The organism is Belnapia moabensis DSM 16746, assembly GCF_000745835.1.
Taxonomy (GTDB): domain Bacteria; phylum Pseudomonadota; class Alphaproteobacteria; order Acetobacterales; family Acetobacteraceae; genus Belnapia; species Belnapia moabensis.
On record NZ_JQKB01000008.1, the window covers coordinates 95,718 to 109,068 of the forward strand.

Genomic DNA, 13,351 nt, shown 5'->3' on the forward strand with positions numbered 1-13,351 from the left:
CGCCTACTGGACGCTCGAGACGCGCTGCGGCGGCGCATTGCGCTCCACCGCCCGCGTGCCGTCGGTCACGCGCTGCGCCCCGTCGACGATCACCTTCTCGCCCGGCTCCAGGGCGCCCGCGACGACGGCCCGCTCCCCGGCCACCCGCACCAGCACCACATCCCGCCGCCGCGCCGTATTGTCCGGCGCGAGGACGAAGACGAAGCGCCCGTTCTGCCCCGTCTGCACAGCCGGCCCCGCGACCGTGATCGCCTGCGGCTCGACCCTTGGCGCGATCCGCACCTGCACATACTGTCCCGGCCAGAGCCGGAACCCCGCATTCTCGAAGCGCGCCTTGAGCAGGATCGTCCCCGTCGTCGTATCGACCGCGCTGTCGACGAAGACGAGCCGCCCCTCCGCCGGCGCCGCCGTGTCTCCCTCCAGCCGCACCGCGACGCGCGGCGGGTCGCGCAGCATCGCCGCCTGCACCTCCGGCAGCCACCGCTCGGGGATGGCGAATTGCACCAGGATCGGGTCCATCTGGGTCAGGGTGGTGATGGCGGTATTCTCCGCCTGGCGCACGAAATTGCCCGCCCGCAGCGGGATGGCGCCGAGCCTGCCGTCGATCTCGGCGACGATCGTCGCATAATCGATGCTGAGCCGCGTCTGCTGGATCAGCGCCTCGGTCGCCCGCGCCGTGGCGGCGGCGGCCAGCGCATCCGCCTGCGCCTGCTCGAAGCGCTGCTGCGAGGCGAAGCTCTCGCCGCGCAGCGACTGGTAGCGCCTGGCATCGGCCTGGGTGCGGGCCTCCTGCGCCCGGTTGCTGGCAAGCTGCGCCTCCTGCTGCGCCAGCATCGCCTGGGCCAGCCGCGAGTCGAGGGTGAAGAGCGGCTGCCCCCGCCGCACCATCTGCCCTTCCGTCACATGCACCCGCTCGATCTGCCCATCGACGCGGGTGCGGATGGTGATGACCGATTCCGAGGCGACGATGCCGTTGGCCAGGATCTCCACCGGCACCGGCCCTACCTGCACCGGGTCCGTGGTCACCGGCACGGCGCCGCCCCCTTGCTGGCCCTGGGCCAGCCCCGCCGGCAGCAAGGCCAGCAGGGTCACGAAGGCGAGGCGCCGCAGGCGCGGCAGGTAGCGTCGCGTCATTCGTCTCGGTTCTCCCACGGCCGCGCGCGGCCGGCAGCCGAACGGCAGGGCAGTACGGCGTCTCATATACGCCGCATTGCCTCCGCCCCCACGAATTCCTGCCAGAAAATGGATACCGAAGCATGACGGGAATGCGGCGCCGGCCAGATGTGCGCTGGCTTCGCAACGACCATGGCATGCGACGGGAGAGCCAGCAACGCGCAACGGTTTTACCCTTCATGAACAGTTTCATCCCCACGATGCCGGCTCCGTGCGATGCTCGGCCTCGCACCTGGGATACCCGCCGCATGCGCCTGCTTCTGCTGCTCCTCGGCCTGCTCTGCCTCTCGCCTGGCCTGCAGGCCCAGGGCTTCGACCTGCCCGGCGTCTCCGCCGATGCCGAAGCCTGGCAGCGCGACCTGACCCGCCGCTTCCCGGCCGGCGCCACGCCGCAGCAGCGCGCCGCCGCCGAGCAGCGCGCCGCCCAGGCCGAGCGCGCCGGCAACTGGCCCGCCGCCGCCCAGGCCTGGGAGGAGCGCGTCGCCGGCGGCGACCCGAAGCCTGAACATTGGCTCGCCCTCGCCCGTGCCAACCTGCAGAAGACGCCGCCCGACCCAACCCGCTCCCTCCAGGCGGCGTGGATGAACTTCCAGCAGGTCGCCGCCGGCGAGCCCGAGATTCCCTCGCTCCTGCTCATGGCCGAGGCCCTGCAACGTCTCGACCGCCCCGCCCAGCAGCTCCAGGCCCTCGCCGCCGTCCTCGAACGCGCCCCGAACGAGCCGCGCTACCGCCAGATGCTCGCCGATGCCCGCCGCGCCGCCGGCCTGCTCGTCGCCCGCATCAACACCGAGCCGGAGGCGGAGCCGGCCCGCGCCTGCCTCGCCTTCACCCTGCCGCCTGCCCGCCGCACCGACTGGCAGCCGGGCGACTGGGTGCGGACCGAGCCCGCCATCCCCGGCCTCGCCGTGACGCGCGAGGGCGACCGACTCTGCATCCTCGGCCTGCCGAACGGCGCCACCACCCGCGTCCTGCTCCGCGCCGGCCTGCCTGGCGAGGACGGCCAGCGCCTCACCCGCGATGCAGAGCTGCGCATCGCCATGCCCAACCGGGCGGCCAGCATCATCTTCGATTCCAGCGGCTTCCTGCTGCCGCGCGGCCAGGCGCCGCGCATCGGCTTCAATACGATGAACCTCTCCGCGCTCAACCTCCGCGTCGTGCGGGTGACCGAGCGCAACCTCGTCCCCTTCGGCCGCAATTGGAGCCCGGGCACCGCCCTCGACAGCTGGACGGCCGAGGACATCCCCGACACCTGGGGCCGCACCATCTGGGAAGGCCGGATCGAGCTGCCCCGCTTCGAGGCCAACCGCCTCCAGCGCCAGGTCATCCCCCTGCCGGAGGCCCTCCGTGCCGCCGGCCCTGGCCTCTACACGCTGGTGGTGAAGCCCGCCGACGGCACCCGCGCCCGCGCCGCCGGCCTGCCCATCATGGTGACCGATCTCGGCATCACCGCCTGGCGCAGCCCGCAGGGACTCGCCGCGCAGGTGAGGGGCCTCGGCGCCGGCCAGCCGCGCCCGGGCACCCAAGTCCGGCTGCTCGCCACCAGCAACGACATCCTGGCCGAGGCCGAGACCGGTCCCGACGGCCTCGTCCGCTTCGCCGCCCCTCTGCTGCGCGGCACGGGCCCGATGGCGCCCAAGGCACTCCAGGCCGTGCTCGGCGACGACCTCGTCCAACTCGACCTGGAAAGCGCCGCCTTCGACCTCTCCGACCGCGGCGCGACGGGCGCCCCGCATCCCGGCGCCATCGACGCCTTCGCCTGGCTCGACCGCGGCATCTACCGCCCCGGCGAAACGGTGAAGGCCGCCGCTCTCATCCGTGACGGCGGCGGCGCCCCGCTCGACCTGCCAGCCCGCTTCCGGGTGCGCCGCCCGAACGGCAGCGTCTATGCCGAGGCCGTGCCCGCCCGCACGCCGGGCGCGGCCATCCTCTGGCCCATCCCGCTCGGCACCAGCGCCCCCGCCGGCGTCTGGACACTGGAAGTCCTCGCCGACCCCAACGACCCGCCGGTCGGCCGCGTGGAATTCCGCGTCGACGCCTTCGTCCCCGAGCGACTCGAGGTGAAGGCCGGCCCCGCGCCCGGCCCGCTCGTCCCCGGCCAGGTGCTGACGCTGCCCATCAACGCCCGCTTCCTCTACGGCGCCCCGGCCGCCGGCCTCACCGGCAGCGCGGAACTCCGCCTCCAGGCCCTCCGCTCACCCTTCCCGCAGTTCAAGGACTACCTCTTCGGCCTGGCGGACGAGCAGTTCGCCCCCGACCTCATCCCCTTCGACATCGAGGCGCTGGACGACCAGGGCGGCGGCAGCCTTGCCCTCTCCCTGCCGCGCGCCCCCGACACCACCCGTCCCCTCCAGGCCGAGCTCGCCATCTCCATCGACGAGCCCGGCGGCCGCGCCTCCCGCACCTCGCTCACCCTGCCGGTGCGCAGCCCTGGCCGGATGATCGGGGTGAAGCCGCTCTTCGCCGACCTCGCCATCGATGCCGGCGCCGAGGCAGGCTTCGAGGTCATCGCTCTCAGCCCCGACGCCAGGCCCGCCGCCGCCCGCCTCCGCGCCCGCCTGGTGCGCGAGCGCCCGGACTGGCGCATCGTCACCCGCGGCGGCACCCCCCGCTATGAGACCGTATGGCGCGACGAGCCGGTGGACAGCGCCGACCTTGCCGTCCCCGCCTCCGGCCCCGCCCGCTTCGCCCGCCGCCTGCCCTTCGGCCGCTACCGGCTGGAAGTGGCGGAGCCGGGTGGCATGGCCATCACCTCCATCCGCTTCCGCTCCGGCTGGGCCGGCGGCGAGACGCCCGAGGTTCCCGACAAGGTCGACGTCGCCGCCGACCGCCGCGCCTATGCCCCTGGCGAGACGGCGCGCATCCGCATCACCCCGCCCTTCTCCGGCTCCGCCAGCCTCGCCATCCTGACCGACCGCTTGGTCTCCCTCCGCGAGATCCAGCTCGCCGAAGGCGGCACGGAGGTCGAGGTGCCCGTCGATGCCGCCTGGGGTGCCGGCGCCTATGTGGCGGTGACCGCCTTCCGTCCCGGCGAGACCCGCCAGGGTCAGCCGGGAAGGGCCCTCGGCCTCGCCTGGGTGCAGGTCGATCCCGGCTCCCGCCGCATCGAGGTCTCGATCGGCACGCCGGAGCGCATCACCCCCCGCCAGAGCCTCGCCATCCCCATCAGGCTGGCGAATGCGGGGGAGGGGGCCATGCTGACCCTCGCCGCGGTCGATGAAGGCATCCTCCGCCTCACCCGCTTCGAGAGCCCGGACCCGGTCCCGCATTTCATGGGCCGTCGCCGCCTCGCCGTCGATATCCGCGACGATTACGGCCGCCTCATCCCCCCGCCCGAGGGCGAGCTGGCCGTGCTCCGCCAGGGCGGCGACGAGTTCTCTGCCGGCGCCATCGACATCCCGCAGCGCACCGTCGCCCTCTTCTCCGGCCCCGTCGCCGTGGCCCCCGACGGCACCGCGACCGTCACCCTCGACATCCCCGACTTCGCCGGCGAGCTGCGGCTGATGGCCGTCGCCTGGGCCGGCAACCGCATCGGCGCCGCCAGCAAGCCGCTGACGGTCCGCGACCCGATCATCGCCGAGGCGCTGCTGCCCCGCTTCCTCGCCCCCGGCGACGAGGCCCGTCTCCCAGTCCTCCTCAGCAACCTCGACCTGCCCGAGGGCGAGGTAACGGCCACCCTCTCCACCGAAGGCGCCATCGCGCTGGCCGGCCCGGAGCGCCTGACCGCCCGCCTTGCCGCCGGCGCCCGCGCCCTGCCGACGAGCAGCCTCCGCGCCACCGCCGCCGGCCAGGGCGTGCTCCGCCTGACCGTCGCCGGCCCCGGCGGCTTCACTGCCAGCCGCGAGTCCCGCATCACCATCCGCTCCTCCCGCCCCGTCACCACCGAGGTCACGGCCCAGGAAATCCCCCCCAACCAGGAGCGTCCGCTGGCGCTCGCCGCCGACCGCTGGCTCCCCGGTACCTGGCGCGCCGCCGCCAGCTTCGGCGGCCCCACGCGCTACGACGCCGGCGGCATGCTGAAGCTGCTGGAAAACTACCCCTTCGCCTGCCTCGAGCAGTCCTCCTCCCAGCTTCTCGCCTTCAGCTCGGGCCAGGTGGACGGGCTGGCCGGCGAGGAGCGCGCCGCCCGCCTCCAGCGCGCCGTCGAATGGGTGCTGAACAAGCAGCGCTACGATGGCGGCTTCGGCCTCTGGTCCGCCCAGGGCGAGGTCCAGTACTGGACCGGCGCTTATGCCACCGAGGCCCTGCTGCGCGCCCGCGCCGCCGGCGCCGTCGTGCCCGACGCCGCGCTCGAGGATGCGCTGAAATCCATCGCCGAGCAGGCCGAGGACATCTCCGCCAGCAACCCGGAGGAACGCGCCGCCCAGGCCTACCGCCTCTACGTGCTCTCGCTCGCCGGCCGCCCCCGCCTCGGCGCCGCCCGCCGCTTGCTGGAGGATCTCGACCAGCTCCCCACCCCCTTGGCGAAGGCCCAGCTCGCCGCCGCCTTCGCCAAGGCCGGCGACCGCCCGCGCGCCGAGGCCGCCTTCGCCGCCACGCTGGCGACGCCGGCCCGCCGCGCCTGGATCTACGACTACGGCACCGCCGCCCGCGACGCGCTCGCCGTCGCCACCCTGCTGAAGGAGAGCGGCCTGCTCCCCGACCGCCTCTCCGCCCTGCAGGCGACGCTGCCCGGCCCGGAGCTGACGCCGCAATCCGCCAATACCCAGGAACAGGCCTGGGGCGTCACCGCCGCCGCCACCCTCGGCCGCGACGGCCGCCCCGTCCGCGTCGCCGTCAACGGCACCCCCCAGGCCCCGGCGCCCATCCTCGCCGTCGCCCTCCAGGCGCCGGGCACCGCGCGCAACCTCTCCGACGCGCCGGTCTGGGCCAGCCTCTCCGTCACCGGTATCCCGGCCCAGCCGGCCCCGGCCGGGCGCGCGGGCATGCGCATCGCCCGCCGCTTCTTCGACCTTAGCGGCCAGCCCCTGAACCTCGACACGCTGAAGCAGAACAATGTCTTCGTCCTACTGCTGGAAGGGAAAGCCGAGACGCGCGAGGCCCACCGCGCCATCCTCCAGCAGGGCCTGCCGGCGGGGTGGGAGATCGTTGGCCGCCTCTCCGCCGGCGAGGTGGCGGGGATGCCCTGGCTCGGCACCCTCAGCGAGACGGCGGCCACCCCCGCCCTCGACGACCGCCTCGCCGCCGCGCTGGACCTGACGCCGGAAGCCCCCGACTTCCGCATCGCCGTCCGCCTCCGCGCCGTCACCGCCGGCCGGTTCGAGCTGCCCGGCGCCCAGGTCGAGGACATGTACCGGCCGCAGGTCTTCGCCCGGCAGAATACCGGGCGGATCACGGTGCTGCCGGCCGACTGATGCGGCGCCTGCTCGCCGCGCTGGCGCTGCTGGCCGGGGCAGGGTGGGCGCTCGACCGCGCCTTCCCCCCCGACCTCTCCCGACTGGAGGCGGTCGGGCAGGAGGTGCTGGCCCGCGACGGCCGCACCCTCTCCACCCTCCCGGCCCCCGGCGGCACCTGGCGCCTCACCACCTCCACGGCCGATGTCCCGCCCCACCTCACCGATCTGCTGATCACCGCCGAGGACCGCCGCTTCCGCTGGCACCCGGGCGTCGACCCCCTGGCCCTCGCCCGCGCCGCCTGGCAATGGGCCCACGCCGGCCGCATCCTCTCCGGCGGCTCGACGCTGACCATGCAGGCCGCCCGCCTGCTGGAGCCGCGCCCCCGCACCCTCCGCAGCAAGGCGATCGAGATCCTCCGCGCCCTGCAATTGGAGGCCCGCTACTCCAAGGACGACATCCTCGGCATCTGGCTCACCCTCGCCCCCATGGGCGGCAATATCGAAGGCGTCCGCGCCGGCTCGCTGGCTTGGTTCGGCCGCCCCTCCCGCCAGCTCGACCCCGCCGAGGCCGCCCTCCTCGTCGCCATCCCCCGCCGCCCAGAGGCGACCCGCCCCGACCGCCACCCCGAGCGCGCCCGCCTCGCCCGCGACGCCCTGCTGACGGCCCGCGCCGCCGACGCCCCCGGCATCACCCCGGCCGATACCGCCTATGCGCTGGCCACCCCCGTCCCCGTCGCCCGCCAGCCCATGCCCCGCCTTGCCCCGCACCTCGCGCGGGAGCTGGCCCGCTCCGACCCCGCCCACCGCATCCCGAGCACCATCGACCTCCCCCTCCAGCGCGCCATCGAGGATGTCGCCGCCACCGCCCTCGCCGGCCTGCCCGACCGCGCCTCCCTCGCCATCCTCGTCGCCGATGCGGATGCGCACGAGATCCGCGCCCTCCACGGCGGCGCCTTCGGAGCTGAAGGCCGCGCCGGCGCCCTCGACCTCACCCGCGCCATCCGCTCCCCCGGCTCGGCGCTGAAGCCCATGCTCTACGCGCTGGCCTTCGAGGCCGGCATCGCCGCACCCGAGACCTTGCTCGCCGACCTGCCGCGCCGCTTCGGCAGCTACGCCCCGGAGAATTTCGACGGCGGCTTCGCCGGCCGCGTCACCGTCGCCGACGCGCTCCGCCACTCGCTGAACCTCCCCGCCGTCGCCCTGCTCAGCGAGCTCGGCCCCCTCCGCTTCGCCTCCGCGCTGAAGGCCGCCGGTGCCCCGCCGCGCCTGCCCCCCGGCGCCGACCCCTCCCTCCCGCTCGCCCTTGGCGGCCTCGGCATCACCCTCCGCGAGATGGCCGGCCTCTACGCCATGCTCGGCCAGGGCGGCGAGGCAGCCCCCCTCCGCCTGCAACCCGGCCCCGGCCCCACCCCCCGCCGCGTGCTCGATCCGCGCGCCGCCGGCCTCACCGCCGCCATCCTGGTCAACCCCTTCCCCGGCGGTGGCCCCCATGGCATCGCCTGGAAGACCGGCACCAGCTGGGGCGGCCGCGACGCCTGGGCGATGGGCTTCGATGCCCGCCACGTCGCCGGCATCTGGGTCGGCCGCCCCGACGGCACGCCGCTCCCCGGCGCGACGGGGGCCCGCACCGCCTTGCCGCTCCTGGCCCGCATCTTCGAACGCCTGCCCCCCGCGCCCCGCCAGGGCCTCCCCGTCCGCGCCGCCACACCCCCCATGGCCGAGATGCTCGACCGCCTCCGCCTCACCTTCCCACCCCCCGGTGCCGTGCTGGAGGAAGGGGAGGGCCATGTCACCCTCCGCGCCTCCGGCGGCCGCCGCCCCTTGACCTTCCTCGTCGATGGCCGCCCCCTGCCCGCCGAGCCGGCCAAGCGGGAGGCCGCCTGGGTCCCCGAAGGCCCCGGCTTCTACCGCGTGACGGTGCTGGATGCCGCGGGCAGCGCGGCGCGGGCGGAGGTGCGGGTCCGGTGACGACACTCTATATCGATGGCGATGCCTGCCCGGTGCGGGAGGAGGCCTTCCGCGTCGCAACGCGCCTGAACCTGCCGGTGAAGCTCGTCGCCAATGGCAGCCGCCCCGTCCGCCCACCCGGCCTGCCGAATGTCGAGATGGTCCTCGTCCCCGAAGGCGCCGATGCTGCCGACGACTGGATCGCCGAGCGCGCCGCCCGCGGAGATGTCTGCATCACCGCCGACATCCCGCTCGCCGCCCGCTGCCTGGCCAAAGGCGCCCGCGCGCTCTCCTTCAAGGGCCGCCCCTGGACGACGGACAATATCGGCGGCGCCCTGGTCGGCCGCACCATCTCGCAGGGGATGCGCGACATGGGCCAGATGACCGGCGGCCCCGCGCCGCTGACCAAGGCCGACCGCTCCCGCTTCCTCGCCGCTCTCGATGCCGAAGTCGCCGCCGCCCGGCGCGAGGCCGCCGCCCCGCCGCCCCGCCCCTGGGTGTCCTTCGAATAGCTCAGTTCTGGCGCCGCGGCGGCTCGACATGCGGCGCCGGCACCGGCGTGCCCGGCGGCGTCAGCTGCCGCGAAAGCTCGTTCAGCTCCCGCAGCTGCTGCCGGTCGCGCTCGGCGGCGGCGCCCTCCTGCGGCCTCACCTCGCGCTCCACCTGCCCCGAGGGGAAGACCCGCCCGCCGAGGCTTGGCACCCGGTCGGGCTGCGCCCGTGGCTGGTCCTGCGCCGCCACCGGGCCGGCCAGCAGGATGAAACCCAGAATCAGGACGTGACGCATCGCAAGCCTCCTTTGGGGCAAAAACGCCGCTCCGGGCGCCGCGTTCAGGAGCAGCCCTGCCGGTCCAGCCGCTCCCGCGCCAGCCTGGCGGAGAAGCGCGCCCGGTCCATGCCGCGGCGAATCCCCGCCAGCTCCGCCGCCCCACGGAGCCCCTCGGCAAGCCCGGCCGCCTCCTGCGCCTCCCCGGCCGCCCGCGCGCAGCCGCAGCCGGCAAGCCGCCCCGCCGCCTCCGCCAGCCGGTCGGCAGCCTGCCCGGCCGCCTCCCGCCCCGCGAGCAGCGACGGCGCCTCGGCCCCCGCCCGCAACGCCTCCTCGGCCCCCCGCAGCGCCTCCAGCCCGAGCCCCATGCCGCAGCCGCCGCGCTGCGCCGCCGCCGGCCCCGCCAGCAGCAGGACCAGCAGAATCACCCCCGTCACCCGCAAGCCTCCATCGCCGCGCGCATATGCCCCGGCACTGGCGCCGTGGCCGCCACCGGCGGCTCCAGCGGCAGGGCGATGGCCCGCGCCAGCAGATGCATCGCGCCCTCGCCCCCGCCATACCGCCCATCGCCCAGGATCGGGCAGCCGAGATGCGCGCAATGAACCCTGATCTGATGCGTCCGCCCGGTCCGCGGCGCCAACTCCAGCCAGGCGAGCCCCACCCCGCGCCCCATCACCCGCCAAGCGGTCCGCGCCGCCTGCCCGGCCGGGTCGATGGCCATCCACCAGCCGTCCCTCGCCGTGCTGCGCTTCAGCAGCGGCGCATCGACCTCGCCGGAATCACCCTCCGGCCCGCCCCGCACCACCGCCCAATAGGTCTTGCGCGCCCGCCCCCCGGCGAAGAGCGCACCAAGCGCCGCCAGCGCCGGCCTGGTCCGCCCGAGCACCAGACACCCCGCCGTATCCTGGTCGAGCCGGTGCGCCGGCTGCGGCAGACGCCGCTTGCCGAAAGCCAGCGCCGGCAGCCAGTCCTCGACCGAGGGCCCGCCACGCGGCCCCGCATGCACCGCGAGCCCCGCCGGTTTGTCGAGGATCAGCAGCCGCTCGTCCCGGTGCAGCAGCCGACTGAGCGGGTCGATGGCCGAAGCCGGCCCCGATGCGGTGCGGATGGCGCGGCCCTTTCCTGGCGAGTGGCATGTCCCGCACAGCCTATACTGCCCCGCCCCGCCGCCATGAAGGCGGGATCGCTCAGGTCACCGTCTCGACCGAGCCATCCAGGGGCATGATGCCGGTGGCCGCCCGCAGCCCCGGCCTGCGCTTCGCCGCCTCCGCGCGAAGGCCCGCACCACCTCGGGCTGGCCCTTGCAATTACGCTGAGTGACGGCGCTTGGGCCCGCCGCTCAGACCCTGCCGTGGCAGTGCTTGTACTTCTTCCCGCTGCCACAGGGGCAAGGGGAGTTGCGCGGCGTCCGGTCCCAGGTCGCCTGGTCGGATGGGTTGACGCCCTCCGCCACCGGCGGCGGGGCCAGCAGCGGCGCCGGCTCGAAACCGCCGCCCGCCATCGCCATCTCGCCCATCGCCGGCTCCGGATGGCGCAGATCCATCACCCGCACCGGCTCCGGCCCCCGGGTGAACTGCTCCGGCGGCGCATTCGGCTGCAGCTCGAGGCGCATCAGGACGCTCGTCACCCGCTCGCGCATATCCGCCAGCATGGCGTTGAAGAGCGCGAAGGCCTCCGACTTGTACTCGTTCAGCGGGTCGCGCTGCCCGTAGGCCCGTAGCCCGATGCCCTGGCGCAGGTGGTCGAGCGCCAGCAGATGCTCCTTCCACACCGCGTCGAAGATCTGCAGCAGCAGCGACTTCTCGACGACGCGCATCAGGTCCGGCCCGATATTCGCGGCCTTGGCGGCATAGTGCTGCTCGGCGGCAGCCTCGATCCGCTCGCGCACCTGCGTCTCGTCGATGCCCTCCTCCTTCGCCCAGGCGACGACCGGCAGGTCGAGGCCGAGCTGGTCGCGCACCTTCTCCTCCAGCCCCGCCACATCCCAGCTCTCGGGATAGGCATTCTCCGGGATGGCGGCCGAGACCATCGCCTCGATGCACTCCCGCCGCATCTCGGCCACCGTCTCGGCAACTTCCGGCGCCTGCATGAAGGCGCGGCGCTGGGCATAGACCTCGCGCCGCTGGTCGTTCATCACGTCGTCGTATTTCAGCAGGTTCTTGCGCGTGTCGAAGTTGCGCGCCTCGACCTTCTTCTGCGCCTTCTCCAGCGCCTTGTTGATCCAGGGATGGACGATCGCCTCGCCGTCCTTGAGGCCCAGCTTCTGCAGCATCCCGCCCATGCGGTCGCTGCCGAAGATGCGCATCAGGTCGTCCTCCAGCGAGAGGAAGAAGTGCGACGCGCCGGGATCGCCCTGCCGCCCCGAGCGGCCACGCAGCTGGTTGTCGATGCGCCGGCTCTCATGCCGCTCCGTGCCGATGACGAAGAGCCCGCCGGCCGCCTTCGCCTTGGCTCGCGCCTCCTCGACCTCCGCCTTGTGCCGCGCCAGCGCCGCCTCGTACTCCGGCCCCTCGCTCGCGCCCGTCTCCTGCCGCGCCAGCATCTCCGCATTGCCGCCGAGCTGGATGTCCGTCCCGCGCCCTGCCATGTTGGTGGCGATGGTGACGGAGCCCGGCCGCCCCGCCTGGGCGATGATGGTCGCCTCCTGCTCGTGGTAGCGCGCATTGAGCACGTTGTGCGGAATGCCGCGCTTCTTCAGCAGCGCGTCGATCAGCTCCGACTTTTCGATGCTCGTGGTGCCGACCAGGCAAGGCTGCCCACGCGTCCGCGCCTCGTCGATCAGCTTGATGACCGCCTCGTACTTCTCGGAGGCCGAGCGATACACCTCGTCGTCGCTGTCCTTGCGCGCCACCGGCACGTTGGTCGGGATCTCGACCACCTCGAGCTTGTAGATCTCGGCGAACTCGTCCGCCTCCGTCGCCGCCGTGCCCGTCATGCCCGACAGCTTCGGATAGAGCCGGAAGTAGTTCTGGAAGGTGATGGAGGCGAGCGTCTGGTTCTCCGGCTGGACGGTGACGTGCTCCTTTGCCTCCAGCGCCTGGTGCAGCCCGTCCGAGTAGCGCCGCCCCTCCATCATCCGCCCAGTGAACTCGTCGATGATGACGACCTTGTCGTCCCGCACGATGTAGTCGACATCCCGCGCGAACAGCACATGCGCCCGCAGCGACTGGTTCACGTGATGCACCAGCGTGACGTTGTGGAAGTCGTAGAGGTTGCCCTCCTCCAGCATCCCCGCCTCGCGCAGCATCTCCTCGACGCGCTCGGAGCCCCCATCGGTGAGGTTCGCCGTCCGCTGCTTCTCGTCCTTGTCGTAGGTCGCCTTGTCCTCGACCAGCCGCTTCACCACCTCGTCCACGCGGCGATACAGGTCGGAGCTGTCATCCGACGGCCCGCTGATGATGAGCGGCGTCCGCGCCTCGTCGATCAGGATGCTGTCGACCTCGTCGACGATCGCATAGTTGAAGTCGCGCTGGACCATCTCCTCCAGCCGGTACTTCATGTTGTCGCGCAGGTAGTCGAAGCCGAACTCGTTGTTCGTGCCGTAGGTCACGTCGGCCGCATAGGCCGCCCGCCGCTCCTCGTCATTGAGCCCATGCACGATCACGCCCGTGCTGAGCCCGAGGAAGCGGTAGAGCCGCCCCATCCACTCGCTGTCGCGCTTCGCCAGGTAGTCGTTCACGGTGACGACATGCACGCCGCGGCCGCTCAGGGCATTGAGGTAGACCGGCAGCGTGGCGACCAGCGTCTTGCCCTCGCCGGTCTTCATCTCGGCGATCTTGCCCTCGTGCAGCACCATGCCGCCGATCAGCTGCACGTCGAAATGGCGCAGGCCGAGCACCCGCTTCGCCGCCTCGCGCACCGTGGCGAAGGCCTCCGGCATCAGCGCATCCAGCTCCTCGCCGCGGCCCAGCCGCTCGCGGAACTCGGCGGTCTTGCCCTGCAGCGCCTCGTCCGAGAGGGCGGCGAAGGCAGGCTCCAGCGCATTCACCTCCGGCACGCGGGCCTGGAGGCGCTTCAGCGCCCGGTCATTGGTGGTGCCGAACAGGGCGCGGGCGATGCGGGCGAACATGCGAACCTGGTTTCTCCGGGATTGCGCGGTACTGCCCGCGCGGGCCTCGGCAGTCTATGGCCCCA

The 13,351-nt window shown here is 73.7% G+C and carries 8 protein-coding genes; 3 read left to right on the forward strand and 5 right to left on the reverse strand.

Annotation, left to right across the window (positions count from 1 at the left end; translation table 11 throughout):
* Positions 1-3: 3 nt before the first annotated feature.
* Positions 4-1,134: an efflux RND transporter periplasmic adaptor subunit gene (locus EP26_RS07415; protein ID WP_084112374.1), complete on the reverse strand. Its 1,131-nt coding sequence runs from the start codon at positions 1,132-1,134 to the stop codon at positions 4-6.
* A 287-nt stretch (positions 1,135-1,421) separates the two neighbouring features.
* Between EP26_RS07415 and EP26_RS07420 the strand changes: the two genes are divergently transcribed.
* Genes EP26_RS07420 through EP26_RS07430 form a run of 3 tightly spaced genes read left to right on the forward strand, consistent with a single transcriptional unit; the run spans position 1,422 to position 8,964 of the window.
* Entirely contained in the window at positions 1,422-6,524 is a 5,103-nt protein-coding gene (locus tag EP26_RS07420; RefSeq protein WP_043337490.1) for an alpha-2-macroglobulin family protein, read from the forward strand.
* Positions 6,524-8,473 (forward strand): penicillin-binding protein 1C, encoded by a 1,950-nt coding sequence (pbpC, locus tag EP26_RS07425; protein WP_052388916.1) that lies wholly within the window; start codon positions 6,524-6,526, stop codon positions 8,471-8,473. The genes EP26_RS07420 and pbpC overlap by 1 nt, the downstream gene beginning before the upstream one ends.
* Positions 8,470-8,964 (forward strand): YaiI/YqxD family protein, encoded by a 495-nt coding sequence (locus tag EP26_RS07430; RefSeq protein ID WP_043337492.1) that lies wholly within the window; start codon positions 8,470-8,472, stop codon positions 8,962-8,964. Before pbpC ends, EP26_RS07430 begins: the two co-directional genes overlap by 4 nt.
* A gap of 1 nt (position 8,965) precedes the next feature.
* Here the strand turns inward: EP26_RS07430 and EP26_RS07435 are convergent, their stop codons facing one another.
* The 4 genes from EP26_RS07435 to secA all read right to left on the reverse strand — a co-directional run bounded on the left by EP26_RS07435 (position 8,966) and on the right by secA (position 13,286).
* A complete protein-coding gene (locus EP26_RS07435; RefSeq protein ID WP_043337493.1) occupies positions 8,966-9,238 on the reverse strand; it encodes a hypothetical protein in 273 nt (90 codons plus the stop codon).
* 44 nt (positions 9,239-9,282) lie between these two features.
* Positions 9,283-9,654: a hypothetical protein gene (locus EP26_RS07440; protein ID WP_043337494.1), complete on the reverse strand. Its 372-nt coding sequence runs from the start codon at positions 9,652-9,654 to the stop codon at positions 9,283-9,285.
* Positions 9,651-10,364 (reverse strand): RluA family pseudouridine synthase, encoded by a 714-nt coding sequence (locus tag EP26_RS07445; protein ID WP_456303869.1) that lies wholly within the window; start codon positions 10,362-10,364, stop codon positions 9,651-9,653. The genes EP26_RS07440 and EP26_RS07445 overlap by 4 nt, the downstream gene beginning before the upstream one ends.
* 192 nt (positions 10,365-10,556) lie before the next feature.
* A complete protein-coding gene (gene secA / locus EP26_RS07450) occupies positions 10,557-13,286 on the reverse strand; it encodes a preprotein translocase subunit SecA (RefSeq protein WP_043337497.1) in 2,730 nt (909 codons plus the stop codon).
* Positions 13,287-13,351: the final 65 nt, after the last annotated feature.

What these genes read in the sequence shown, in the direction of transcription:
- EP26_RS07435 (WP_043337493.1), bottom strand. Translation starts at nt 9,238, where the DNA reads ATGCGTCACGTCCTGATTCTGGGTTTCATCCTGCTGGCCGGCCCGGTG.
- secA (WP_043337497.1), bottom strand. Translation starts at nt 13,286, where the DNA reads ATGTTCGCCCGCATCGCCCGCGCCCTGTTCGGCACCACCAATGACCGG.
- pbpC (WP_052388916.1), top strand. Translation starts at nt 6,524, where the DNA reads ATGCGGCGCCTGCTCGCCGCGCTGGCGCTGCTGGCCGGGGCAGGGTGG.
- EP26_RS07420 (WP_043337490.1), top strand. Translation starts at nt 1,422, where the DNA reads ATGCGCCTGCTTCTGCTGCTCCTCGGCCTGCTCTGCCTCTCGCCTGGC.
- EP26_RS07415 (WP_084112374.1), bottom strand. Translation starts at nt 1,134, where the DNA reads ATGACGCGACGCTACCTGCCGCGCCTGCGGCGCCTCGCCTTCGTGACC.